The organism is Bacillus halotolerans (assembly GCF_001517105.1).
GTDB classification, from domain to species: Bacteria; Bacillota; Bacilli; order Bacillales; family Bacillaceae; genus Bacillus; species Bacillus halotolerans.
This window is the reverse complement of the sequence record NZ_LPVF01000009.1, coordinates 379,012-404,970: the sequence shown is the minus strand read 5'-3', so window position 1 is coordinate 404,970 and position 25,959 is coordinate 379,012. Positions and strand designations below refer to the sequence as shown.

25 protein-coding genes are annotated in these 25,959 nt (G+C 46.9%); 19 read left to right on the top strand and 6 right to left on the bottom strand.

Annotation, left to right across the window (positions count from 1 at the left end; genetic code table 11):
- Nucleotides 1–15: 15 nt before the first annotated feature.
- The 13 genes from araB (at nucleotide 16) to AU387_RS09650 (ending at nucleotide 13,300) form a co-directional block, all read left to right on the top strand.
- Entirely contained in the window at nucleotides 16–1,701 is a 1,686-nt protein-coding gene (araB, locus tag AU387_RS09710; protein ID WP_059335568.1) for a ribulokinase, read from the top strand.
- Between the two features lie 12 nt (nucleotides 1,702–1,713).
- Nucleotides 1,714–2,403 carry an L-ribulose-5-phosphate 4-epimerase gene (gene araD, locus AU387_RS09705; protein ID WP_024122427.1) on the top strand — a complete coding sequence of 230 codons (690 nt, stop codon included), beginning with the start codon at nucleotides 1,714–1,716 and terminating at the stop codon, nucleotides 2,401–2,403.
- Entirely contained in the window at nucleotides 2,381–3,199 is an 819-nt protein-coding gene (gene araL / locus AU387_RS09700; RefSeq protein ID WP_082687872.1) for a sugar-phosphatase AraL, read from the top strand. Before araD ends, araL begins: the two co-directional genes overlap by 23 nt.
- Nucleotides 3,196–4,380: a sn-glycerol-1-phosphate dehydrogenase gene (gene egsA, locus AU387_RS09695; RefSeq protein ID WP_059293451.1), complete on the top strand. Its 1,185-nt coding sequence runs from the start codon at nucleotides 3,196–3,198 to the stop codon at nucleotides 4,378–4,380. Before araL ends, egsA begins: the two co-directional genes overlap by 4 nt.
- A 30-nt stretch (nucleotides 4,381–4,410) precedes the next feature.
- Nucleotides 4,411–5,712, top strand: coding sequence for an arabinooligosaccharides ABC transporter substrate-binding protein AraN (araN, locus tag AU387_RS09690; RefSeq protein ID WP_059335566.1), 1,302 nt, complete (start codon nucleotides 4,411–4,413; stop codon nucleotides 5,710–5,712).
- Between the two features lie 35 nt (nucleotides 5,713–5,747).
- Entirely contained in the window at nucleotides 5,748–6,689 is a 942-nt protein-coding gene (gene araP, locus AU387_RS09685; RefSeq protein WP_010335239.1) for an arabinooligosaccharides ABC transporter permease AraP, read from the top strand.
- On the top strand, nucleotides 6,690–7,535 hold the full coding sequence (araQ, locus tag AU387_RS09680; RefSeq protein WP_044153972.1) for an arabinooligosaccharides ABC transporter permease AraQ: 846 nt from the start codon (nucleotides 6,690–6,692) through the stop codon (nucleotides 7,533–7,535).
- An 18-nt stretch (nucleotides 7,536–7,553) separates the two neighbouring features.
- Nucleotides 7,554–9,056 (top strand): alpha-L-arabinofuranosidase AbfA, encoded by a 1,503-nt coding sequence (gene abfA, locus AU387_RS09675; RefSeq protein WP_059293453.1) that lies wholly within the window; start codon nucleotides 7,554–7,556, stop codon nucleotides 9,054–9,056.
- Nucleotides 9,057–9,207: 151 nt separating this feature from the next.
- Complete coding sequence (locus AU387_RS09670; RefSeq protein ID WP_044153976.1) at nucleotides 9,208–9,534, top strand: PadR family transcriptional regulator; 327 nt, start codon at nucleotides 9,208–9,210, stop codon at nucleotides 9,532–9,534.
- A complete protein-coding gene (locus tag AU387_RS09665; protein ID WP_059335565.1) occupies nucleotides 9,531–10,085 on the top strand; it encodes an HAAS signaling domain-containing protein in 555 nt (184 codons plus the stop codon). The genes AU387_RS09670 and AU387_RS09665 overlap by 4 nt, the downstream gene beginning before the upstream one ends.
- A complete protein-coding gene (locus tag AU387_RS09660) occupies nucleotides 10,082–10,975 on the top strand; it encodes a DUF4097 family beta strand repeat-containing protein (RefSeq protein ID WP_059335564.1) in 894 nt (297 codons plus the stop codon). Before AU387_RS09665 ends, AU387_RS09660 begins: the two co-directional genes overlap by 4 nt.
- 111 nt (nucleotides 10,976–11,086) lie before the next feature.
- Complete coding sequence (cstA, locus tag AU387_RS09655; RefSeq protein WP_044153985.1) at nucleotides 11,087–12,883, top strand: carbon starvation protein CstA; 1,797 nt, start codon at nucleotides 11,087–11,089, stop codon at nucleotides 12,881–12,883.
- 33 nt (nucleotides 12,884–12,916) lie between these two features.
- A complete protein-coding gene (locus AU387_RS09650; RefSeq protein ID WP_059335563.1) occupies nucleotides 12,917–13,300 on the top strand; it encodes a VOC family protein in 384 nt (127 codons plus the stop codon).
- Between the two features lie 37 nt (nucleotides 13,301–13,337).
- On the opposite strand, the gene AU387_RS09645 is transcribed toward AU387_RS09650, so the two are convergent.
- From AU387_RS09645 to sspI, 4 genes are all read right to left on the bottom strand, one after another.
- Complete coding sequence (locus AU387_RS09645; protein WP_059335562.1) at nucleotides 13,338–14,672, bottom strand: (Fe-S)-binding protein; 1,335 nt, start codon at nucleotides 14,670–14,672, stop codon at nucleotides 13,338–13,340.
- A complete protein-coding gene (glcD, locus tag AU387_RS09640) occupies nucleotides 14,669–16,081 on the bottom strand; it encodes a glycolate oxidase subunit GlcD (RefSeq protein WP_059335561.1) in 1,413 nt (470 codons plus the stop codon). Before glcD ends, AU387_RS09645 begins: the two co-directional genes overlap by 4 nt.
- A gap of 103 nt (nucleotides 16,082–16,184) precedes the next feature.
- Nucleotides 16,185–17,291 (bottom strand): CdaR family transcriptional regulator, encoded by a 1,107-nt coding sequence (locus tag AU387_RS09635; protein WP_059335560.1) that lies wholly within the window; start codon nucleotides 17,289–17,291, stop codon nucleotides 16,185–16,187.
- Nucleotides 17,292–17,359: 68 nt separating this feature from the next.
- Entirely contained in the window at nucleotides 17,360–17,575 is a 216-nt protein-coding gene (gene sspI / locus AU387_RS09630; protein WP_010335228.1) for a small acid-soluble spore protein SspI, read from the bottom strand.
- A gap of 120 nt (nucleotides 17,576–17,695) precedes the next feature.
- Here sspI and AU387_RS09625 point away from each other — a divergent pair, with 120 nt between their 5' ends.
- Nucleotides 17,696–18,442: a TrmH family RNA methyltransferase gene (locus AU387_RS09625; RefSeq protein WP_044154000.1), complete on the top strand. Its 747-nt coding sequence runs from the start codon at nucleotides 17,696–17,698 to the stop codon at nucleotides 18,440–18,442.
- Between the two features lie 24 nt (nucleotides 18,443–18,466).
- On the opposite strand, the gene AU387_RS21190 is transcribed toward AU387_RS09625, so the two are convergent.
- Nucleotides 18,467–18,715 carry a hypothetical protein gene (locus AU387_RS21190; protein ID WP_081638352.1) on the bottom strand — a complete coding sequence of 83 codons (249 nt, stop codon included), beginning with the start codon at nucleotides 18,713–18,715 and terminating at the stop codon, nucleotides 18,467–18,469.
- Nucleotides 18,716–18,798: 83 nt separating this feature from the next.
- On the opposite strand from AU387_RS21190, the gene pheS reads away from it, so the two are divergent.
- A complete protein-coding gene (pheS, locus tag AU387_RS09620) occupies nucleotides 18,799–19,833 on the top strand; it encodes a phenylalanine--tRNA ligase subunit alpha (protein WP_059335559.1) in 1,035 nt (344 codons plus the stop codon).
- A 15-nt stretch (nucleotides 19,834–19,848) separates the two neighbouring features.
- Nucleotides 19,849–22,263, top strand: coding sequence for a phenylalanine--tRNA ligase subunit beta (gene pheT / locus AU387_RS09615; protein WP_059335558.1), 2,415 nt, complete (start codon nucleotides 19,849–19,851; stop codon nucleotides 22,261–22,263).
- 36 nt (nucleotides 22,264–22,299) lie between these two features.
- Here pheT and rnhC read toward each other — a convergent pair whose 3' ends face one another.
- Nucleotides 22,300–23,241 (bottom strand): ribonuclease HIII, encoded by a 942-nt coding sequence (gene rnhC, locus AU387_RS09610; RefSeq protein ID WP_059335557.1) that lies wholly within the window; start codon nucleotides 23,239–23,241, stop codon nucleotides 22,300–22,302.
- Nucleotides 23,242–23,374: 133 nt separating this feature from the next.
- Between rnhC and zapA the strand changes: the two genes are divergently transcribed.
- From zapA to polX, 3 genes are all read left to right on the top strand, one after another.
- On the top strand, nucleotides 23,375–23,632 hold the full coding sequence (gene zapA / locus AU387_RS09605; RefSeq protein ID WP_024122410.1) for a cell division protein ZapA: 258 nt from the start codon (nucleotides 23,375–23,377) through the stop codon (nucleotides 23,630–23,632).
- 6 nt (nucleotides 23,633–23,638) lie between these two features.
- Nucleotides 23,639–24,172, top strand: coding sequence for a CvpA family protein (locus AU387_RS09600; protein WP_024122409.1), 534 nt, complete (start codon nucleotides 23,639–23,641; stop codon nucleotides 24,170–24,172).
- Between the two features lie 72 nt (nucleotides 24,173–24,244).
- Nucleotides 24,245–25,957, top strand: coding sequence for a DNA polymerase/3'-5' exonuclease PolX (gene polX / locus AU387_RS09595; RefSeq protein ID WP_059335556.1), 1,713 nt, complete (start codon nucleotides 24,245–24,247; stop codon nucleotides 25,955–25,957).
- Nucleotides 25,958–25,959 lie beyond the last annotated feature (2 nt).

The following is a 25,959-nucleotide window of genomic DNA, read 5'->3' as shown; positions in this document are numbered from 1 at the left end:
AGAGGAGGATGTCACTTGGCTTACACAATAGGTGTTGATTTCGGAACATTATCAGGAAGAGCGGTGCTCGTTCACGTCAAAACTGGAGAAGAGCTGGCGGCGGCTGTCAAAGAATATCCACACGCCGTCATTGATACCGTCCTTCCCAAAACGGGTCAAAAGCTGCCGCGGGACTGGGCGCTTCAGCATCCGGCAGATTATCTGGAAGTCTTGGAAACAACGATTCCGTCATTACTTGAACAGACTGGTGTTGATCCAAAAGAGATCATCGGGATCGGAATTGATTTTACGGCATGTACGATCTTGCCTGTCGACAGTGAAGGACAGCCATTATGTATGCTGCCGGAATTTGAAGAGGAGCCGCACAGCTATGTGAAGCTTTGGAAGCATCACGCCGCCCAAAAGCATGCTGATCGGCTCAATCAAATCGCCGAAGAAGAAGGAGAAGCTTTTTTACAGCGCTACGGAGGAAAGATTTCATCAGAATGGATGATTCCGAAGGTGATGCAGATTGCCGAAGAAGCGCCGCACATTTATAAAGCAGCTGATCGGATAATCGAGGCAGCTGACTGGATCGTGTATCAGCTGTGTGGCTCGCTGAAGCGAAGCAACTGCACAGCCGGTTATAAAGCGATTTGGAGTGAAAAAGCGGGATATCCTTCAGAGAATTTCTTTGAAAAACTTCACCCTGTAATGAAAACGATTACAAAAGACAAGTTAGCGGGATCGATTCACTCAGTAGGGGAAAAAGCAGGCGGGCTGACGGAAAAAATGGCACAGCTGACCGGTCTCCTTCCGGGAACAGCGGTGGCTGTTGCGAATGTTGACGCTCATGTTTCTGTTCCTGCTGTCGGTATCACAGAACCAGGAAAAATGCTGATGATTATGGGAACCTCAACATGCCACGTTCTCTTAGGAGACGAGGTAAACATTGTGCCCGGTATGTGCGGGGTCGTGGACAACGGCATTCTACCGGGATTTGCGGGGTATGAAGCCGGACAGTCCTGTGTGGGCGATCATTTTGAATGGTTCGTGAAAACGTGTGTCCCGCAAGCCTATAAAGACGAAGCGGAGAAAAAACACGTCAGCATTCACGAGCTGCTGAGCGAGAAGGCAAACATGCAAGCACCGGGTGAGAGCGGTCTCCTTGCCCTGGATTGGTGGAATGGAAACCGTTCAACCCTTGTTGATGCTGATCTAACGGGGATGCTGCTTGGCATGACGCTGCTGACGAAACCCGAAGAGCTTTACCGAGCGTTAGTTGAAGCAACAGCATACGGCACAAGGATGATTATTGAAACATTTAGAGAAAGCGGAGTGCCAATTGAAGAGCTTTACGCAGCTGGCGGTATTGCTGAGAAAAACCCGTTTGTCATGCAGATTTATGCGGATGTCACAAACATGGATATTAAAATCTCAGGTTCACCGCAAGCCCCTGCCTTAGGATCTGCCATTTTCGGCGCGCTTGCGGCCGGTAAAGAAAACGGCGGCTATGATGACGTCACAGAGGCAGCGGCGCACATGGGGAAACTGAAAGATATATCCTATACGCCAAATGCTGAACATACCGCCGTATATGAAAAGCTATACGCTGAATATAAAGAGCTGGTTCAATATTTCGGAAAAGAGAATCATGTCATGAAGCGTCTGAAAACGATAAAAAATCTTCAATTTTCATCTGCCGCACAAAAGAATTCATAAAGGGTGATGAGCATGCTTGAAACGTTAAAAAAAGAGGTGCTGGCTGCCAACCTGAAGCTTCAAGAGCATCAGCTGGTGACCTTTACGTGGGGAAATGTGAGCGGTATTGACCGTGAAAAAGAGTTAATCGTCATTAAACCGAGCGGAGTCGAATACAGCGAGCTGACAGCCGATGACTTGGTTGTTTTGAATTTGGAAGGTGAGGTCGTAGAAGGTTCGCTCAAACCTTCTTCTGATACACCCACTCATGTTTATTTGTATAACGCGTTTCCAAATATCGGCGGGATTGTCCATACCCATTCTCAATGGGCGACAAGCTGGGCGCAAGCCGGAAGAGACATACCGCCTTTAGGCACGACACATGCCGATTATTTCGACAGTGCGATTCCGTGTACACGTGAAATGTACGATGAAGAAATCATTCATGACTACGAACTGAATACAGGCAAAGTGATCGCGGAGACCTTTCAGCATCATAAATACGAGCAGGTGCCGGGCGTGCTCGTTAATAACCACGGCCCGTTCTGCTGGGGCACAGATGCCTTAAACGCCATTCATAACGCGGTGGTGTTAGAAACAGTTGCGGAAATGGCGTATCACTCTATGATGCTGAACAAGAATGTCAACCCGATCAATACTGTTCTCCACGAAAAGCACTTTTATCGAAAACACGGAGCAAATGCGTATTATGGCCAGTCATAATCCCGCAGTATCACCGGCCGGTTTTCTGATTGACTTGGACGGTACCGTATTCAGAGGAAACGAACTGATCGATGGAGCAAGAGAAGCCATCTGTACACTTCGAAATATGGGAAAGAAAATCGTCTTTTTGAGCAACCGGGGAAATATCTCCCGTGCCATGTGCAGAAAAAAACTGCTTGGTGCCGGAATAGATGCAGAAGTAAACGAAATTGTCCTGTCATCAAGCGTGACAGCAGCCTTTTTAAAAAGGAACTATCGTTTTTCAAAGGTATGGGTGCTTGGAGAACAGGGCTTGCTTGACGAACTGAGGCTGGCAGGCGTCCAGACAGCGGATGAACCGAAGGAGGCGGATTGGCTTGTCATCTCGCTTCATGAGACACTCACCTACGAAGACTTGAATCAAGCCTTTAAAGCGGCCGCCGCAGGCGCTCGTATAATTGCCACGAACAAAGACCGCTATTTTCCTAATGAGGACGGGAATGCCATCGACGTCGCCGGAATGATTGGGGCGATAGAAGCTTCTGCTCAGGCGAAGACGGAGCTTGTCGTCGGAAAGCCGTCGTGGCTGATGGCGGAGGCTGCCTGTACTGCGCTGGGGCTTTCTGCACATGAATGTATGATTATAGGGGACAGCATTGAATCTGATATCGCAATGGGAAGGCTGTATGGCATGAAGAGCGCTTTAGTGCTGACCGGTTCAGCGAAACAGGGAGAACAGCGTTTGTATACGCCGGATTATGTACTGGAGTCCATTAAGGATGTAACCAAACTGGCTGAGGAGGGGATTCTGCTATGAATCATATCGCAGCTGACGTTCAGCGTGCTTTTGAACATGCGGGGGAGATGACATTTCCTGTAGAAGTAGAAGAAATTGTTCTAGAAAAACATGCAGCCGATCGGTTGTTGGATTATGTAAAAAGAAAGAATGATCAGCGTATCGTCCTTGTCTGTGATCGGAATACGCACCGTATAGCGGGGATCGAGTTAGAAGACCGCTTGATAAAGGAAGGGTTTCAGGCGGAGTGTCTGATCATTCCGGAAAATGAAGCGGGAGATGTGGCGGCAGATGAACGGTCACTCATTCATGTGCTGGTCCATACGAAAAAATCAACAGATATCATGATCGCAGTCGGTTCGGGGACTATCCATGATATCGTGCGTTTTGCCGCCTTCCAGAGGGGGCTGCCGTTTATTTCTTATCCGACCGCCCCATCCGTTGACGGATTTACATCAGCTGGTGCGCCCATTATTTTATACGGTACGAAAACCACCATCCAAACGAAGGCCCCGTCCGCGCTGTTCGCTGATCTTGACATCTTAAAATCGGCGCCGCAGCCTATGGTGGCGGCTGGATTTGGGGATATGCTAGGCAAAATGACGTCTCTGGCTGATTGGAACATTTCTCATCAGCTCGCTGGTGAGCCATATTCACCAACAGGCGCAAAGCTCGTACAAGAAGCACTTGATGCCTGTATCGAACACGCTGAAGACATTGCGATGAAAACGGAAACCGGCATCCGGGTCCTGATGGAGTCCTTGATTGTATCAGGACTTGTCATGCTGGCTTTGGATCATTCCCGTCCTGCTTCAGGAGGGGAGCATCATATTTCCCATTGGATTGAGATGGAATTAATGGAGAAAAAACGGCCTCAGATTCTCCATGGGGCAAAAGTAGGCTGTGCGGCCGTTTTATTGACTGACACGTACAGAAAGCTCATCCAGGCTGAAGGGCTGAACGAGTTTTCTCCGCGTCAGCGGGAAGTCATTCAATCGGCTTATGAAACGCTGCCGGAAGGAAAAAAGCTGGCCGGCTGGCTGAAATCTGCCGGAGGTCCTGCGTATTTTGACGAAATCGGTGTCGGGCAGGATTCCGTCAAAAATGCCTTCAGACACGCACACACCTTAAGAGACCGCTGCACCGGATTAAGACTCATCAATGAAAACAAAACGCTTGTCAATCATGGTCTTTATGAATAGCCCGCACCTCGAATGGAAGGGGTAACATAGATGAAAAAGATGACTGTCTGTTTTCTTGCGCTCATGCTGGTTTTGACATTATTTATCGCTGGGTGTTCAGCGGAACGGTCATCCGGTAAACCGGGTGAAACGGAGCTGACTTTTTGGACATTTAACGGACTTCATGAGCAGTTTTATGTGGAAATGGTGAAAGAGTGGAACAAGAAATATCCTGACCGTCAAATTAAACTGAATACGGTCGTCTATCCGTATGGCCAAATGCACGATAATCTGTCGATTTCCTTAATCGCCGGGGAAGGTGTGCCTGACATTGCAGATGTAGAATTGGCCCGGTTTTCAAACTTTCTGAAGGGCACCGATGTACCGCTTGCCGATTTGTCCCCGCTTATTGAAAAGGACCGGGATAAATTCGTAGAGGCGCGTCTTACGCTGTACAGCAAAAACGGCAAGCTATACGGACTGGATACTCATGTAGGAACGACAGTTATGTTCTATAACATGGATATTATGAAAAAAGCCGGCATCAACCCGGATGATATTAACACATGGGATGATTACCGCAAAGCCGGACAGAAAGTGCGCAAAGCGACCGGAAAGCCAATGGGAACGGTGGAAACAAATGATTCAGCAACATTTTTATCAATGATTTCACAGCAAAACTCAGGGTATTTTGATAAAAACGGAAAGCTGATCTTGAATAATGACACCAACGTAAAAACGCTTCAGTATTTAAAAGACCTGATTAATGATAAAACCATGATCGCTGCACCAGGCGGCGGGCATCACAGTGAAGAATATTACGGTTTTATGAACCAAGGCGGAGCGGCTTCTGTTCTGATGCCGATTTGGTATATGGGAAGATTCATAGATTATATGCCTGATCTGAAAGGGAAGATTGCCATTCGGCCGCTTCCGGCATGGAAAGAAGGAGGCGACCGTTCAGCAGGTTTGGGCGGCACAGCCACCGTTGTGCCAAAGCAGGCCAAACATGTCGAATTAGCGAAAGAGTTTCTCGCCTTTGCGAAGGGTTCTGAAGAAGGAAACAAAAAGCTTTGGAGTGTGCTCGGGTTCGATCCGCTTCGCTGGGATGTCTGGAGCTCCAAGGAATTGAAAGAGAAAAACAAATACACGGATTACTTCCAAAACGGAACAGGCATTTTTTCTGTGCTGCTCGATATCAAGGATGAAATCAATCCGATTTATTTACATGAGGATTTTGCCAAGGCTTCAGACCTTGTCAACAGAAGCGTATTATTCGACGCGCTCAAATCTCAGCAAAAGACGCCAAAACAAGCCTTGGACAGAGCGGCAGGTGAACTGAAACAGAAATAGAATCCCATTCAAAAAGTGAAAGCGGGGAGGTTCTCATGAAACCTGTGAAAACGGGAACGGCTCATCCCGTTCCTTCGGCTGCGAAAGAATCAGGCTGGCGAGGTATTTTTTATTCGAAAAAAGCGGCGCCTTATCTCTTTACAGCGCCATTTGTTTTATCCTTTCTTGTTTTTTTTCTATACCCCATCATTAGTGTCTTCATCATGAGCTTTCAAAGAATATTGCCTGGAGAGGTGACGTTTGTCGGATTGTCCAATTACACCGCTCTTAACAACCCGACGTTTTATACCGCCCTTTTTAATACGCTGGAATATACGTTTTGGACGCTGATTGTGCTGATTCCAGTTCCATTGCTGTTGGCCATATTCTTGAATTCGAAACTGGTCAAATTCAGAAACATTTTCAAATCAGCGTTATTTATACCTGCACTGACTTCTACCATTGTGGCTGGAATAATTTTCCGGCTGATTTTTGGAGAGATGGAAACATCTTTAGCCAATTCGATTTTATTGAAACTCGGCTTTTCACCGCAGAACTGGATGAACAATGAACATACCGGCATGTTTTTGATGGTGCTGCTTGCTTCGTGGAGATGGATGGGAATTAACATCCTTTACTTTTTGGCCGGACTGCAAAATGTGCCGAAAGAGCTGTACGAAGCCGCTGATATTGACGGAGCAAATACGATGAAAAAATTTATGCACATTACGCTGCCGTTTCTGAAGCCTGTATCCGTCTATGTTTTAACCATCAGCATCATTGGCGGGTTCAGGATGTTTGAGGAAAGCTACGTCCTTTGGCAAAATAATTCCCCGGGTAATATCGGCCTGACGCTTGTCGGATATTTGTATCAGCAGGGCCTTGCTTACAATGAAATGGGATACGGGGCGGCCATCGGCATTGTCCTTTTGATTGTCATACTTGTTGTCAGTCTGATTTCATTAAAACTGTCAGGCTCGTTTAAGGGGGAGGGGTAAATGTTGCAGCACAGTCCTCAGTTTCGGGTGTACAGAATCGCGCTTACTTTATTTTTTATCATGCTGAGCCTGTTGTATATTTTCCCGATTTTCTGTCTGCTTTTAGGATCATTAAAGCCGTCATCTGAGCTTTTGCGGGTGGGGCTGAATGTTGACATCGATCCAAAAGTGATGAGCCTTGATAACTATACATTTTTGTTTAACGGCGGCAGCATTTATTTTAAATGGTTTTTTAACAGCCTTGTGCTCGGTCTATTAACGACAGTGCTTACCCTGTTTTTCTCGTCGATGATCGGATACGGGCTAGCGGTTTATGAATTTAAAGGCAGAAATATCATTTTTGTTCTTGTGCTGATTATTATGATGGTTCCGCTGGAAGTGATGATGCTCCCGTTGTTTAAGCTAACAGTCGGACTGCATTTGATCGATTCGTATACGGGTGTCATTTTGCCGTTTATCGTTTCACCGGTAGCTGTTTTCTTTTTCCGGCAATATGCACTCGGCCTTCCGAAAGATCTGCTGGATTCAGCAAGGATGGACGGATGTACGGAATTCGGCATTTTTTTCAGGATTATGGCGCCTCTGATGAAACCGGCATTCGGAGCGATGATTATTCTCCAGTCTTTAAACAGCTGGAACAACTTCTTATGGCCCTTGATTGTGCTTCGGTCGAAAGAAATGTTTACGCTTCCAATCGGGCTGTCCAGCTTGCTTAGCCCTTACGGAAACAACTATGACATGCTCATATCCGGCTCAGTATTTGCCATTTTGCCGGTGATTATCATTTTCTTGTTTTTCCAAAAATACTTTATCTCCGGCCTGACAGTAGGCGGAGTCAAAGGATAATGAAGGAGGAAACGTGTAATGAAAAAAGCGAGAGTGATTGTGGACAAAGAATATAAAATTGGTGAAGTCGACAAACGGATTTACGGGTCGTTCATCGAGCACATGGGGCGTGCTGTATACGAAGGCATATATGAACCTGATCATCCTCAGGCTGATGAAAACGGGTTTCGCAAGGATGTTCAGGCGTTAATCAAGGAATTGCAGGTTCCGATCATCCGCTATCCGGGCGGAAACTTTTTATCAGGGTATAATTGGGAGGACGGCGTCGGACCTGTCGAGAACCGCCCGAGACGCCTTGACTTGGCGTGGCAAACGACAGAAACCAATGAAGTGGGAACGAATGAATTTTTAACTTGGGCAAAAAAGGTGAACACAGAAGTCAATATGGCTGTTAACCTGGGCACGAGAGGGATAGATGCTGCCCGCAATCTTGTAGAATACTGCAACCATCCGAAAGGCTCTTACTGGAGTGATTTGAGAAGATCGCATGGCTATGAGCAACCGTACGGCATCAAAACGTGGTGCCTGGGTAACGAAATGGATGGCCCGTGGCAGATCGGCCACAAAACAGCTGACGAATACGGACGGCTTGCCGCGGAGACGGCAAAGGTCATGAAATGGGTTGACCCATCAATTGAACTTGTTGCCTGCGGCAGCTCAAACAGCGGCATGCCGACGTTTATCGATTGGGAAGCAAAGGTACTGGAGCATACGTACGAGCATGTCGACTATATTTCTCTCCATACGTATTACGGAAACCGGGATAACAATCTGCCAAACTACTTGGCCCGTTCCATGGATCTCGATCATTTTATTAAATCTGTTGCTGCAACCTGTGACTATGTAAAAGCAAAAACACGCAGCAAGAAAACAATCAATCTCTCTCTGGACGAATGGAACGTTTGGTATCACTCAAATGAAGCTGATAAAAAAGTAGAACCGTGGATTACTGCGCGGCCTATTTTAGAAGATATTTATAACTTTGAAGATGCCTTATTAGTCGGCTCTCTGCTCATTACGATGCTGCAGCACGCAGACCGTGTGAAAATCGCGTGTCTTGCACAACTTGTAAATGTCATCGCGCCAATCATGACGGAAAAAGGCGGAGAAGCATGGAGGCAGCCGATTTTCTATCCGTACATGCATGCTTCTGTCTACGGCCGAGGAGAGTCGCTGCAACCGCTTATTTCTTCACCGAAGTATGACTGCTCTGATTTTACTGATGTGCCGTATGTTGACGCCGCTGTCGTATATGCTGAAGAGGAAGAAACACTCACCATTTTTGCGGTAAACAAAGCTGAGGATCAGATGGAGACGGAGATTTCGCTCAGAGGCTTTGAATCGTATCAAATCGCAGAGCATATCGTACTTGAGCATCAGGATATTAAAGCGACAAACCAGCATAACAGAAAAAATGTCGTCCCGCATTCCAACGGAACATCGTCTGTCAGCGAAAACGGCTTAACCGCACATTTCACGCCGCTTTCATGGAATGTGATCCGTCTGCAAAAACAATCATAATAGCAACATGAGCCGGAGATCTGTCTCCGGTTTTTTATTTATTCTTAGTAAATATGATTCAGTACCTTGTAATGTTCAGTAGTGGATGTTACCATGTGAGGGATGGTGGAAAATATAAACAAAATTTACGGGCCGCAGGGAGGATTTGATCATGAATGCTCAATTTAAAAAGGGAGCATTAGAGTTATGTGTGCTTGTATGTATTGCTGAAAAAGACCAATACGGATATGAGCTGTCTCAAAACATTTCCCGGTATATGGCTATTGCTGAAGGCACCTTATATCCTCTTCTAAGAAGGCTGACGAAAGAGGAGTATTTAGAAACATATATGGCGCCGTCTTCCGAAGGGCCTGCCAGAAAATATTACACGATGTCAAAGCTTGGTTTCATGCGAATGAAACTGCTGCTGGCAGAATGGGATCAATTCACAGCATCTGTCAATCAAATCATTGATGCGGCAAGGGGAGGAGAACGATGAATCAAGAACAGTTTTTACAGGAGTTAAGTAAAGCGTTAGAGCCGCTTTCTGAAGAAGAGCGGAATGAGATCTTATTTGATTTTGAGGAACATATTACCGAAGGGATGAAAGAAGGCAGGCCGGAAGCGAACATTATCAGGGAACTCGGCTCCCCAAAACAAATTGCAAAGGAATTGGTGCCAGATGTGACGGAAACTGCTCCAGCAGTGCAGCGCCCTAAGAAGAACCTCTTCCAGATGGCATGTTCAGCAGCAGCGATAAGCATCTTGAATTTGATTTTTGTGCTGGGACCAGCTATTGGCATTTTTGGAGTGTACGTAGGTTTCTGCGGGGCAGCGCTTGCACTCTCTGTATCACCAATTATGTTTGTCGGCATGGTGATGTTTCAAATGAATACGCACATGATGCTGGAGTTCTTTTTATCACTCATGTTTGGCAGTCTGGGACTGCTATCTTGTATAGGGCTGTGGCATATAGGAAAGCTGCTGTATAGCGTGAGTTTACGATATATCAGATATAACTTAAAGCTGGTGACGGGGGCGCAGACATGAAAAAAATCATAATAGGATTGATCGCAGTATTTGCAGTCGGGGTAATCGGAGCTGTCATCTCTGCAGCTGCCTCGGATTTTACAAAAGAAGAGGTGAAAGCTGCCGAAACTTATGATCCTGCAGATATTAAAAAAATTGAGGTAGCAACGAGCTCGATGAATGCAGAGGTCAAAAGCGGGCAAACGGATGATATTCAGGTAGCTGCTGAAGGGCAAGTCAGTGATAAAAGCAAAAAGCTGTTCGATGTGACCCAAAATGGCAAATCATTAACAATCAATCAAATCGCACGCGAGAATATCATCTCTTTTATACCGTGGGGCAGCGAAAAGGATATGAAAATCACAATCACGATTCCGAAAAAGAAGTATGATGAGATAACCGTAACGACAACCTCTGGCGATATTCTGATAGAAAATGCGCAAACGGATCATTCAGCTGCTGACTCTACATCAGGAAATATTGAGCTGAATCATACACGCATCGAAAACGAGCTGACGCTAAAAACAACGAGCGGAGATGTTCAAGCTGATCAAAATTCATTCGGCCAAGGTGAGGTAAAGACAACAAGCGGATCAATAAAAAGCAGCCACACAACAGCTGAAAAGGTGAACTATAAGACAACTTCCGGGGATATTGATCTTCTTCAGGATCATCAGAACGAAGAGATCGACATCGTCACTACGAGCGGAAGTGTGTCAGTAAAGTATCAGAAAGAACCTGCATCTTTGGCAGTGGATTTTCAGGCTGACTCAGGTGATGCCGCGGCCAATCTCGATCACATCCTGTATAAAGAAAAATCAGAGCACCTTATTGTAGGTTATGTAGGTGATAGCGGGACCTCTAACCGTTTAAAAGTTCGTACCACCTCTGGAGACATTGAACTAAACTAACTGCCTCAAGCCGGCCCATTCCAGCCGGCTTTTTTGAATAGGAAAAAATGACCGCTTTTTGCTCTGAAATTATGATATATTTATGAAAAACGGCAAAGGGGTTGGGGAGAAATGAATGCGGTTACAATTGTGATAGCGTCAATGTGTATATTGGCTATCGCCTACCGTTTATACGGAACATTTATGATGGTGAAGGTTCTTAAAGTGAATGATGAAAAGCCAACGCCTGCACATGCGCTTGAGGATGGAAAAGACTATGTGCCTACGAATAAATGGGTCTCATTCGGTCATCATTTCGCGGCTATTGCGGCGGCCGGGCCGCTGGTCGGACCGATTCTCGCGGCGCAGTTCGGTTATTTGCCGGGACTATTATGGCTGTTAATCGGGGCGGTGATAGGGGGAGCTGTCCATGATATTGTTGTGCTGTTCGCGTCAATGCGTCAAAACGGAAAGTCGCTGTCGGAAGTGGCGAAGGATGAGCTCGGTCCTGTTGCCGGCTTTTGTACGGGACTGTCCATGCTGTTTATTATTACCATTACGATGGCGGGCCTGTCGATGGTTGTGCTGCACGCGCTTGAACGGAATCCGTGGGGGACATTTGCTGTAGGTATTACGATTCCGATTGCGATGGGCGTCGGCTTGTTTTATAAGAAAACAGGGAATTTAAAGCTGGCGTCTTCTATCGGTTTTCTATTTTTAATGGCCGGAGTGTTTATCGGCCCTTGGGTGCAGACTACCGCATTTGGTGATCTGTTAACCCTTGATACGAAAACGCTTGCAATCGCGTTGCCAATTTACGCTTTTTTTGCAGCGGCACTGCCGGTCTGGCTGCTTCTCGCACCGCGCGATTATTTAAGCAGTTTTATGAAAATCGGTGTGTTTATCGCTTTAATTGCGGGTGTGTTTGTCGTGAATCCGTCCATTCCATTTCCGGCTTTTACGGAGTTTGTAAAAGGCGGCGGGCCTGTGCTTGCGGGTCCTGTCTGGCCATTCATCTCGATTACGATAGCCTGCGGCGCGATCTCGGGGTTCCATGCCTTTGTCGGTTCCGGCACCACGCCGAAAATGCTTAATAAATGGAGTGATATGAAGCCGGTTGCTTTCGGTGCAATGCTTGTTGAGTGCCTTGTCGGCATTATGGCGCTGATTGCGGCGACTGCTTTGCAGCCTGCAGATTACTTTGCGATCAACAGCACACCTGAGGTTTTCCGTACGCTCGGCATGGATGTAGTGCATTTGCCTGAACTGAGCAGGGAAATCGGTTTGAACTTAGAAGGCAGAACAGGGGGAGCCGTCACGCTTGCGGTAGGAATGACTTATATTTTTACCGGAATTCCGTTTTTCAGCCATCTGGCCTCATACTTTTTCCAATTTGTCATTATGTTTGAAGCGGTGTTTATTTTAACGGCGATCGACGCCGGTACGCGTGTGGCACGCTATTTGATTCAGGACTTTTTCGGAGAGGCGTATAAGCCGCTGAAGAAAACGGACTGGATTCCCGGATCTGTATTTGCCAGTGCGCTTGCCTGCTTTATGTGGGGCTATTTGCTTTACTCAGGTGATATCGGATCCATTTGGGCGCTGTTTGGTGTTTCTAATCAGCTGATGGCTTCAGTGGGTCTGATTATCGGAGCAACCATTGTACTGAAAATCGCCGACAAACGCCGTTACATCCTCACCTGCCTCATTCCGCTCGCCTATTTATATGTGACTGTGAATTACGCGGGCTATTGGATGGTGCGCTATGTGTATCTCAATCCAGACGCTGCGGGTTACAGTGTCCTGAATGGTGTTTTATCTATCATCATGCTTCTGTTAGGATTCATCATTATCGTGGCGGCAGTGAAAAAATGGGCGCAGATGTGGAGAGATCCCAGCTTAAGAATGGAAGCCTCTATACCGGGATAAAAGGAAAAATGGAAACCTTAAGGAGGAAAAGAAATGAATTTATCAATGAAGTATATCGTCCTGTATGTATCGGACAGCCAGCGCTCGATTCATTTTTATCAGCATATTTTGGGGCTGCCGATCCGCGCGGAACACGGCACATATTTAGAGTTTGATACCGGCTCCACCATTTTGGCGCTCAATACACGAGAAAGTGTCAAGGAAATGACGCCGTTAGATATACCGGAAACACCCGTTTCTTCACAAACATTTGAAATCGGGTTTGTCACTGAAAGTGTAGAAGCGGTCATCAAAAAAGTAAGAGAACACGGCATAACCATTATCGGGGAGCCTAAAGTGAAGCCATGGGGACAGACGGTCGCTTATATCGCCGATCCTGACGGACATTATATTGAAATTTGCAGTCCGATGGAATAAAGCACAAAGCCCAAAACAGAAATTGTTTTGGGCTTTCTTATGGTGTTAGCGATCCGGCGGCTTCTAATAGTAAATCAGCAAGGTGAACAGCTCGCACCCCGCCGTTTAATCCCTCTCGTTCAATGCCGAGCTTCATCTGCAAAAGACATCCTGGATTGGCGGTTACAATGACCGCTGCTTCAGTTGCTTTGACAGCAGCCATTTTACTGTCCAGTATTTTCATTGACATGTCTGCTTCCACAATATTGTAAATTCCCGCTGATCCGCAGCAGCTGTCCGCTTTATCCATTTCTCTGAATTCAGCTCCCTTGATGCTTTGAAGAAGCTTTCGGGGCTCCGAAGATGTATGCATTACATTTCTCAGGTGGCATGAATCTTGATAGGTAATCAGCTTCGGTGTTTCAAGCTGCAAGTCTTTTTGGTGAAAATCAAGCTCAATCAAAACCGATGAAAAATCTTTTAGCTTCTGCACAAATGAAACAGCCCGCTCCGACCACTCGGGATCATCCTTCAGCAAATGGCCGTATTCAGTGAGAAAGGCTCCGCATCCGCCCGCGTTTGTAATGACAGCATCTGCGTCTAGCGCTTCAAACGTGGCGATGTTTTGTTTCGCAAGCTCTTTTCCTGCATTTTTTTCTCCGCTGTGTCCATGCAGTGCGCCGCAGCATGCCTGCTCAGGCGGAATGACAATTTCACAGCCTGCCAGCTGCAGCAGTTTCAGCGTGGCATTGTTTGTCGGCAAAAACATCGTATCCATTAAACAGCCTGAAAAAAAGGCAACCCTTTTTTTAGCTGGGCCGACCGCCGGCAATAAACGCGGCCGATGCTTCATTTCTTCACGTTTAGGCACATCCGGAAGAACGGCTTCCATCGTGCGCAAATGCTCAGGCAGAATGCGGAGCATGCCGGTTTTTCGCACAGCCGTCTGCAGCCCTGACCGCTGGTACAAACCAATGAGACTCACAGCCGAACGCATGCGGTTTTGATGCGGAAAGAGCTCCTGAAAAGCCGCTTTTCTCATAACACGTGCGCTGAGCGAGTGCTTTTTATTTTGGTGGATAATATCTCTTGCTTCCTCCAGCAGCTGTCCGTATTTAACGCCTGATGGGCATACCGGTTCACACGCGCGGCAGCCGAGGCAAAGAGACAGTGAACGCTCGACATCTTCATCCGGTTCAATCGCACCGTCGGCGACTGCTTTCATTAAGGCGATTCGCCCGCGCGGCGAATGAGATTCCTGAAAACCGGATTCGATATAGGTCGGACAAGAAGGCAGACAGAAACCGCAGCGCATACAATTCAAAAGCTCGCTTTCATCCATACGCTTTTTAAACTCATGTTGGATCTGTTTCATTTCTTTTTCTGTTGTCATCTTTCCGTCACCACACGTTTTCTGGCATCTTTCGCAAACACTTTGCCCGGGTTTAAGATATTTTTGGGATCAAATGCCGCTTTCATTGCTTTCATCGCGGCGATGCCTTCTTTTTTCAGTCTCATTTCCAAGTAAGGCGCTTTCATGACCCCGACTCCGTGCTCCCCGGTAATTGTGCCGCCAAGCTCAATCGCTTTTTCAAAAATCTCGGCAAAAGCCTGTTCGACTCGCTCCATTTCATCCTTATTTCTTATATCTGTCGTGCATGTCGGGTGAAGGTTTCCATCCCCGGCATGGCCAAAGGTGCAGATCGAAATATCGTATTTTGCGGCAATGTCATTAATGGCTTTTACCATATTCGCGATTTCTGACCGCGGTACAGTCGCATCCTCCAAAATGGTGGTCGGCTTTAAACGGGCAAGTGCAGAAAGCGCTGAACGTCGGGCTTCAGTAAGGGCGAATGCTTCCTCATCTGTTTGCGCAGTTTGAACGGAGACGGCAGCGCCTTTTTTGCAAATTGCCTCAATTTTTTCCATGTCACGAGCCACGGTCTCAGCTGTCCCGTCCTGTTCAATGAGAAGAACCGCTTTCGCATTTGTCGGAAGGCCGATCTTGGCATAATCCTCAATCACCAAAAGGGTAGGCTGATCGAGAAATTCAAGCGTAGCCGGTATAATTTTTTCGGCAATAATGGCTGACACTGTTTGAGCAGCGGCATCAATATTTTCATAAAGGGCGAGCAGCGTCTTCTTTGTTTCTGGCTTTGGCACGAGTTTGAGAATCGCTTCTGTCACAATGCCGAGTGTCCCTTCTGAGCCGACAAAAAGGCGCGTGAGATCATACCCGGCTACATCCTTTGCAAGTTTTCCACCAGTGCGGATCATATCTCCGTTTGCCAAAACAACCTCCAGCCCGATGACGTAGTCACGGGTGACGCCGTATTTTAAGCCGCGGAGACCGCCGGAATTTTCGTTGATGTTTCCTCCGATGGTTGATATTTTCATAGAACTCGGATCAGGCGGATAGAACAACCCCTTGCTTTCAACCGCACGGATTATATCCAAGGTAATAACGCCAGGCTGGACTGTGGCCGTCAAATTTTCTTCATCAATCTCAAGAACCTGATTCATATGCTTAAAGAGAAGAACAAGCCCGCCTTCAGTAGGGCACGTGCCCCCGCACAGGTTTGTCCCCGATCCTCTCGGAACAATCGGTACACGGTGCTCACTGCATATGTTTAAAATACGTGATACTTCATGTGTATCTCTCGGTGCAATCACTGCATCCGGCATAGACTGAAATTGCGGTGTCGCGTCGTATGAATACACGAGACGGCCGGCTTTCGAGTCATCGTAGTTTTCCGGTCCGACGATTTGGATCAGCTGTTCTTTTACGTCTTTGGTGATCATGTTCACCCATCCCCCTGTCAAAAAACGCTTTCAATCTATTGTAATAGAAAAAAAGCAAAGCTTTCCATGTAGGGACATACAAAAAATGAAACTAAAACTCTCTCTATTTTGTATCTTGATCTAAAAAGTAAAGCGCAACATACATCGTGACAATGTCCTCTGTACGCTGAAAACTTAAACCCGTCAGCTGTTCAGCCTTTGACAGGCGATAGCGGAGCGTATTGATATGAATATGCATCTCTTCAGCCGTTTTTTTCAGGGACAAATCGTAATGGAAGAGAGTTCGTATCGTATTCATAAGCTCTTCGTTTCGGAGCGCTTCTTGAAACACTCTTAGCGGAAATTCATGTCGTGTACCCGGGCTGATCTCAGTCAGGCACATGTCAAGCTTCAGGTCTTCCTCGCATACGGCGGTTTTGCGTTTAAGGCTGACGGCCAGCGCTTTTTCTGCCTGTTCGTATGACTGCGGCAGGCCGGAGCCGCTGACAGCCCTCCCAACGCCGGCAGCTGCGCGGCTGTTTCTGAGGCGTTCAGCCAATGAACAAATAAGCTGAACTTGCCGCAAAAGATGCTCCTTTTGTTCATGCTTCGGCACTTCGTGATTAATCAGAATACGTTCATTTCCCCATCTGATGAATAGATCGGATGGAAACGCTGATTTCCAGGCGCATGTCATTTGATCAATATCGCCGGGAGACCATTCGTGCCCTTGAATGAGGATCATCTGGCGGAGGGAGGTAAGGTCAACGCCAAGAAGCTGCGCTTTTTCGAGAAAACCCGGAGACCATTCTTTTAATTGCAGCCAGTCGATCATAAAGGATTCCAGCATTCTCTCGCGCCACTGGGTCTGCTCCAGATGCCACGATTCTTTAATGAACAGCTCTGTCATTTTTCTGAGCAGCTCCCCGTACGGCTGAATCTCAGCAGGTTCTCCCGTCAACCCGAACACAGCGATGACATCACGCTCAGAAAATACGGGGAGGTTTAACCCCGCCTTTACCCCTTTGAGTCTCTTTTCATCTTCTTTTGTAATGATCACATTGCGTTTCTCTTTCGCGCAGATAAGCGCTCCTTCATGAAATAGCCCAACTCGCTCATCATTTGTGCTTGCGACAATGAGGCCGTCTGTGCTGACAATAATGACTTCACGTTCGTACATTTTTTTCACTTCGGCAATGATTTTTTTCGCTAACAGCGGTTGTAAAAACATGCGGCGATCCCCCTCATGTTATTATTATATAAGAAAAAAACCGGGCGCTGTCACCCGGTTTTGATGTGCTATTGGGCGGGTTTTAATCCGCCTTCCAGCGTCTTTAACATTTCTTGTTTCTCACTCTCAGATGCGTGCTGCCAAATGACTTCAAACAAAACGCCGAGTCCCGGAAGCATTTTTTCTTCACCGCTTTGAATCGCGTCCACAATTGTGTGCTCAAGCTGCTCCTGATCATTGCCGGTTACATTGGCAATGACGGCATGACGTAAATTAAGATCCATATGAAGCGCTCCTTTTTTTCTAAAATGTAATACGTATATTCTAACCCTGCACCCGGTTTATTATGTGCTGTTCTTGCGATATAATAACATCATGTTAAAAAAAGGAGAGCCACACAGACAGTGAAACAAATAGAATCGGCAAAAAACCAAAAAGTGAAGGATTGGAAAAAACTTCACACAAAAAAAGAACGAACAAAAACGAATACCTATTTGATTGAAGGAGAACATCTTGTTGAAGAAGCCTTGAAGAGCCCGGGCGCGGTGAAAGAAATTCTTGTCAAGGACGAAGCGGACATCCCGCCGAATCTTGATATGGGCATCCAGTGCTACGTGCTGAGCGAAGACGCGTTTTCAGCTGTTACAGAAACGGAAACACCGCAGCGGATCGCCGCTGTTTGTCATATGCCGGAAGAACATCTCGCGTCGCCTAAACGTGTGCTGCTGATTGACGCTGTTCAAGATCCGGGGAATCTCGGCACGATGATTCGCACGGCGGACGCAGCCGGTTTGGATGCGGTTGTGCTCGGTGACGGCACGGCGGATGCGTTTAACGGAAAAACGCTGCGATCCGCGCAAGGCTCCCACTTTCACATTCCTGTTGTGAGAAGAAATTTACAATCATACGTGGATGAATTAAAAGCAGAGGGCGTAAAAGTGTACGGCACAGCACTGCAAAACGGGGCGCCTTACCAGGACATCTCACCATCCGGTTCATTTGCTTTAATCGTCGGCAATGAAGGGGCAGGGGTGGATGCCGGATTGCTGGAAAAAACAGATTTGAACCTGTACGTCCCGCTGTATGGGCAGGCTGAATCACTGAACGTTGCAATTGCGGCGGCTATCCTGATGTATCACTTGCGAGGATAGTGTTGCGCCGAGCGGAGTATTTCACTATAATAGAACATAATATTTGAAAAACCGTGACAGAGGATCTCGATTTCTGATCAACTGCCTTCCAGGGAGAAAATGCCGCAGACTGAGAGCATTTTTAAAGCAGCCGGAAATTGGTTTCACCTCTCGAGTTGTCACCGGGACCGCGCACCTTGCGCGTAAAGGTGAACCGGAATCTGATTCCGTTATGTCAATGAAGCTGACGACAGCATCAGTCTGTCTGAAATAAGGGTGGTACCGCGGCCACAACTCGTCCCTTGTCCTATAAGGGGCGGGTTTTTTTGTTTTCCAAAGACATATAACGGTTTGTTTACATAAAAGGAGGATGCAAAATGGAAGAAAAGCTAAAACAGCTGGAACAAGAAGCTTTAGATCAAGTAGAAGCGGCAAGCTCATTGAAGGTTGTCAATGATATTCGGGTTCAATATCTCGGAAAAAAAGGGCCGATCACAGAAGTGCTGCGCGGAATGGGCAAGCTTTCTGCGGAGGAGCGTCCGAAAATGGGCGCTCTTGCCAATGAGGTAAGAGAACGAATCGCCAATGCGATTGCAGCTAAAAACGAAAAGCTTGAGGAAGAAGAAATGAAACAGAAGCTTGCGGGACAGACAATTGACGTCACACTCCCGGGTAATCCTGTCGCAATCGGCGGACGCCATCCGCTCACTGTTGTCATTGAAGAAATTGAAGATCTATTTATCGGCATGGGTTATACCGTTGAAGAAGGCCCTGAGGTCGAGACGGACTACTACAACTTCGAAGCGCTCAACCTGCCGAAAGAACACCCTGCCCGCGATATGCAGGACAGCTTTTACATCACAGAGGAAATGCTGATGAGAACGCAAACCTCTCCTGTTCAGACGCGGACGATGGAAAAGCACAAAGGCAAAGGGCCTGTTAAAATCATTTGCCCTGGAAAAGTATACCGCCGCGATAATGATGACGCGACGCACTCTCACCAATTTATGCAGATTGAAGGGCTTGTTGTTGATAAAAACATCAGCATGAGTGATTTAAAAGGAACCCTTGAACTGGTTGCGAAAAAAATGTTCGGGCAAGACCGTGAAATCAGACTTCGCCCAAGCTTCTTCCCGTTTACCGAGCCTTCAGTGGAAGTAGACGTAACGTGCTTTAAGTGCGGAGGAAACGGCTGCTCTGTATGTAAAGGAACAGGCTGGATTGAAATCCTCGGCGCCGGCATGGTTCACCCGAATGTGCTGGAAATGGCCGGCTTTGATCCGAAGGAATATCAGGGCTTTGCGTTTGGAATGGGTGTTGAGCGCATCGCGATGCTGAAATACGGCATCGATGATATCCGCCACTTCTACACAAACGATGTCAGATTTATTTCGCAGTTTAAACAGGCGTAAGAGGAGGATGCTAGAATGTTTGTTTCTTATAAATGGTTAGAGGATTATGTTGATTTAAAAGGCATGGATCCGGCTGTTCTTGCTGAGAAAATAACAAGAGCCGGTATTGAAGTTGAAGGAATTGAGTATAAAGGAGAAGGCATTAAAGGCGTTGTCATCGGCCATGTGCTGGAGCGCGAACAGCACCCAAACGCCGATAAGCTGAATAAGTGCCTTGTAGATATCGGAGCTGAGGCACCCGTACAAATCATTTGCGGCGCGCCAAATGTGGATAAAGGGCAAAAAGTTGCAGTCGCAACAGTCGGAGCAGTGCTGCCGGGCAATTTCAAAATCAAAAAAGCCAAGCTTCGCGGTGAAGAATCAAACGGCATGATTTGTTCTTTACAAGAGCTCGGTATTGAGAGCAAGCTTGTGGCGAAGGAATATGCGGAAGGCATTTTCGTTTTCCCAAATGAGGTTGAAGCAGGAAGTGATGCGTTAGCTGCTTTACAGCTTGACGATGCTGTCTTAGAGCTCGGTTTAACACCGAACCGCGCCGATGCGATGAACATGCTTGGTGTTGCTTATGAGGTTGCAGCGATTTTAGACACAGAGGTAAAGCTTCCGCAAACGGATTACCCAGCCGCTTCAGAACAAGCGTCAGACTACATTTCTGTCAAAGTTGAAGACCAGGAAGCAAATCCGCTGTATGCAGCAAAAATCATTAAAAACGTAAAAATTGCTCCGTCACCGCTTTGGATGCAGACGAAACTGATGAATGCAGGCATTCGCCCGCACAACAACGTCGTGGATATTACAAACTTTGTTTTATTGGAGTATGGACAGCCGCTCCACGCGTTTGATTATGACAGATTCGGCTCTAAGGAAGTCGTAGTCAGAAAAGCTGTTGAAAATGAAACAATCTTAACACTTGACGATCAAGAACGAAAACTGTCTGCAGATCACCTTGTCATTACAAACGGGTCGAAAGCACAAGCCGTTGCTGGTGTTATGGGAGGAGCAGAATCAGAAGTCCGGGAAGACACAACAACGATTTTGCTTGAAGCTGCGTTCTTCAACGGGCAGACGGTTCGCAAGGCTTCAAAAGATCTTGGTTTGAGAAGTGAATCGAGTGCAAGATTCGAAAAAGGCATTGATCCTGCGCGTGTGCGTCTTGCGGCAGAACGCGCGGCACAGCTGATCCACCTGTATGCCGGCGGTGAAGTGCTTGCCGGAACTGTTGAAGAAGACCATCTCACAATCGAAGCGAACAACGTTCATGTATCGGCTGAAAAGGTGAACAGCGTTCTCGGCATGACGATCAGCAAAGAAGAACTGATCAGCATTTATAAGCGTCTTGGCTTTACTGTCGGAGAAGCAAATGACTTGCTCGTTGTGACTGTTCCGTCACGCCGCGGTGACATTCGAATCGAAGAGGATTTGGTTGAAGAAGCGGCAAGATTGTACGGCTACGACAACATTCCGTCCACACTTCCTGAAACAGCGGGAACAACAGGCGGATTGACGCCTTACCAGGCAAAACGCCGTAAAGTCAGACGTTTCCTTGAAGGAGCCGGCTTATCACAAGCGATTACCTACTCATTAACAAACGAGAAAAAAGCGGCGGCATTTGCGATTGAAAAATCGTTTAACACTGTCCTTGCGCTTCCGATGAGTGAAGAAAGAAGCATTCTCAGACACAGCCTTGTTCCGAATCTGCTCGAGTCGGTTTCTTACAATCTGGCAAGACAAACTGATTCGGTCGCATTGTACGAAGTCGGTTCCGTTTTCCTGACGAAGGAAGAGGATACAAAACCTGTTGAAACGGAGCGCGTGGCAGGTGCGGTAACCGGTTTATGGCGCAAGCATTTATGGCAGGGCGAGAAAAAGCCGGTCGATTTCTTTGTCGCAAAAGGAATTGTTGAAGGGCTGTTAGATAAACTGAACGTCCTGGACAGCATTGAATTTGTGCAATCAGAAAGAAAACAGCTGCACCCGGGCAGAACTGCGAACATTCTTTTAAACGGCTCTCTTATCGGCTTTATTGGCCAAGTCCATCCTTCACTGGAAAAAGAACTGGATATAAAAGAAACGTACGTGTTCGAACTTGATCTTCACACGCTGCTCACAGCAGACACGGCTCCGCTCGTGTACACGGCGATTCCGAAATATCCGTCTGTGACACGTGATATCGCGCTTGTGACAGATCAATCAGTGACAAGCGGCCAGCTCGAGAGCGTCATTAAAGAGGCGGGCGGCAAGCTTCTGAAAGAAGTAACCGTCTTTGACGTCTACGAAGGCGAGCATATGGAGGAAGGCAAAAAGTCAGTCGCTTTCTCACTCCAATATGTAAACCCGGAGCAAACGCTGACTGAAGAAGAAGTGGCAAAAGCGCACGACAAAGTGCTGAAAGCGTTAGAAAACACTTATCAGGCCGTATTGAGAGGCTAATAAAAAAGCTTGCAGATATTCTCTGCAAGCTTTTTTCTATGAACGTTTTTTATCCGCCAGGCGCTGTGCTTTCTGCGTATTGGCAAAATGGAGTTTTGTAAAGGTTCGGAGAGCGGATGCCCCTTTTTTGATGATCAGTTTAGCGGCCGCTTCATCTACATGAGGGCCGGCCCCTTTCGGCAGTGTCATTCCCGCTTCGCGCGAAAGTTTATCCATTTCCATTAAAAAGGAATATCTCGCAATAATCGATGCAGCAGCCACTGACAGGTGAATGCCTTCGGCTTTTGTGCTGAAATAGGTGCGCTCCTGCACAATGTCTCTTCCCTTTAAATGGTTGTAGTAGACGCCGGGCTCGGCGAATTGGTCGATCAGAATCGCCTCAGGCTTTACTCCGTCCATTTTTCGTAAAAGATGGGTTATGGCCTGATTATGCAAGAGAGCTTTCATTTTTCCCTGACTCATGCCTCGTTCCTGCATGCTGTTGTACTTTTCGTTTTTTAAAACGAGCAGGCTGTACGGAATGGTTTTGATCAGGCTTCGGGCGATCTCAATGATTTGCGGATCCTTTAGGTGTTTAGAATCCTTCACACCGAGTTCCTTCATTAAAGGAAGCTTTGTTTTGTCAACGTATGCGCACACAACCGTCATTGGGCCAAAGTAATCTCCGGTTCCGACCTCGTCAGAGCCGATGACAGACATGCCTGCGATGTCTGTTGGAGGGGCGTAGCGTGAATCAGCCGGCTTTTTTGCCGTTTTCTTCTTTTCCTGCGGCTCAGCAGTTCCCCAGCGGGCAGATTCTGCCTCTGCGTTTTTGCCCTGAAACAATACCTTCCCTGACTTATAAGCTGTAATGGTACAGCCTGCCGGTTTTGCCTGGAAAATGGCACCCTGCGGCACAGATGCAGTAAGTGAACTGTTATACGCTGTTTTCATTTGGTCAATAGCAGACATTGGTACTTTTATCACAGAATGGGACACGTAATAATCTCCTTTTTTTACACGATTCGCTGTATCTACCAGTGTATCATAACAGCGGGAGGCTCGTCTTTCCATTCATTTAATAAACGTGTTATGATAGGAACTAGGATTCTCACGGAATGGAGGAGAAACGTTGTCTGACGGCAAAAAAACGAAAACAACCGTTGACATTTACGGCCAGCACTTCACTATGATCGGTGAAGAAAGCAGAGCCCATATGAGATATGTGGCCGGAATTGTTGATGATAAAATGAGAGAAATCAATCAAAAAAATCCATATCTTGATATAAATAAACTTGCAGTGCTGACAGCGGTAAATGTGGTGCACGACTATGTGAAATTAAAAGAGCAATATGAAAAACTGGAGCGCCAGCTTAAAGAAAAGGATTGAACAACTATGCTAGATATCATCATCTTAATCTTGCTCCTGATGGGGACTTTACTGGGATTAAAACGCGGTTTTATCCTCCAGTTTATCCGCTTGACGAGCTTTATTCTTTCGATCGCGTTTGCGTCTTTATTCTATAAAAATGTCGCACCGCATTTGAAGTGGATTCCCGCGCCCGATTTTTCAGCGGGACAGCCGGCGTTTTCTTTTTTCTCGGGAAATCTGGAAGCAGCCTACTATAATGCGATTGCGTTTGTTGTTCTATTTATTATCGCTAAAATCTTACTGAGAATCATCGGCTCATTCCTAAGTATTGTAGCGGGCATTCCTGTGATTAAACAAATCAACCAAATGCTTGGCGCCGTTCTCGGTTTTCTGGAAGTCTATTTATTTACATTTGTGCTGCTGTATGTTGCTTCCGTACTTCCGATAGACGGCTTACAGCAAATGATGGGGCAATCGTCTCTCGCAAATGTCATGATCAACCATACACCGTATTTATCAGGGCTTTTACAGGAGCTTTGGACGCAATACGGAGGATAAAAAACTTCTCTTGTCCGGAGAAGTTTTTTTCAAGTATGATGGAAACATATGTGAACGTCTGGGGGTTATTCTATGCATAAAAAAGATATTATCCGGCTGCTGGAAACCATTGCAGTCTACATGGAACTGAAAGGGGACAACCCGTTTAAAGTTTCCGCATTCCGAAAAGCAGCGGCAGCCCTTGAACAGGACGACCGCAGTTTATCAGAAATGGACGACATGATGTCACTGTCCGGTATCGGAAAAGGCACGTACAGCGTCATAAAAGAATATATAGATGAAGGAAAGTCAAGTACGCTCGAATCACTGCAGCAGGAGGTGCCGGAAGGGCTGGTGCCTTTATTGAAGCTCCCGGGGCTCGGCGGCAAAAAAATCGCAAAGCTGTATAAAGAGCTTGGCGTACATGATGCAGAATCATTGAAGGAAGCCTGCGAACAGCAGAAAGTCCAAGGGCTTGCGGGATTCGGCAAGAAATCAGAAGAAAAAATATTACAGGCGCTCGGAGAAGCCGGAAAACAGCCTGAACGTTTTCCGATCGGCTATGCACTCCGGGTCGCGCGGGAAATTGAAGAGCATCTTTCTCAATTGACAGACATCATCAAATATTCCCGTGCCGGAAGTCTCCGCAGAGCACGCGAAACCGTCAAAGATCTGGATTATATTATTGCGACGGATCATCCCGCTGAAGTAAGAGAGCAGCTGCTTGCGCTGCCAAACATCAAAAGCGTCATTGCCAGCGGGGACACGAAGGTATCGGTCATTCTTTCCTTTGAATATGAAACAAGTGTCGATTTCCGTCTCGTGACGGAAGAACAATTCCCGACAACTCTTCATCATTTTACGGGATCAAAGGACCACAATATCAAAATGCGGCAAATTGCAAAAGAACGCGGTGAACGGATCAGTGAGTACGGCGTCGAGACGGTTGAAACAGGAGAAATCAAAACCTTCCCGAGCGAACGGGAATTTTACGCACACTTCGGCTTACCGCTGATCCCGCCAGAACTCCGTGAAAGCGGGCAAGAGGTGGAAACCTACAGCGACAGCATTGAACTCATAGAGCACGATCAAATCAAAGGTGATCTTCACATGCACTCCACATGGAGCGATGGCGCCTTTTCGATCAGGGAAATGGCTGAAGCATGCATGGAAAAAGGCTATCAGTACATGGCCATCACTGATCACTCGCAATATTTAAAGGTCGCCAACGGGCTGACTGCTGAAAGGCTCAAGCAGCAGGCGAAAGAAATTGACGCGCTGAATGCTGAGTTTGAGAACTTCCGTATTTTTAAAGGCGTTGAGATGGATATTCTTCCTGACGGCACACTTGATTATGATGACGATGTGCTGGCGGAAATGGATCTGGTCATTGCATCCATCCATTCAAGCTTTAATCAGCCGGAGCACGTCATTATGAAGCGGCTTGAGACGGCACTGACCAACAAGCATGTTGACATTATCGCCCATCCGACCGGACGCCTCATCGGCAGACGTGCCGGTTACGAAATCGATATCGACAAACTGATTGAGCTCGCGAAGAAAACAAATACGGCGCTTGAACTCAACTCTAACCCTGCGCGTCTCGATCTGCGGACAGAGCATTTAATCAAAGCAAATGAACAAGGGGTTACATTGGTCATTAATACCGATGCCCATAACATCGAGATGTTAAACGATATGAAAACCGGCGTCACTGCCGCGCGCAAAGGCTGGACGGAAACGAAAAACGTCCTGAATGCCCGGTCGCTTGAAGACGTACAGGCATTCCTGAAGCGCAACGATTAAGT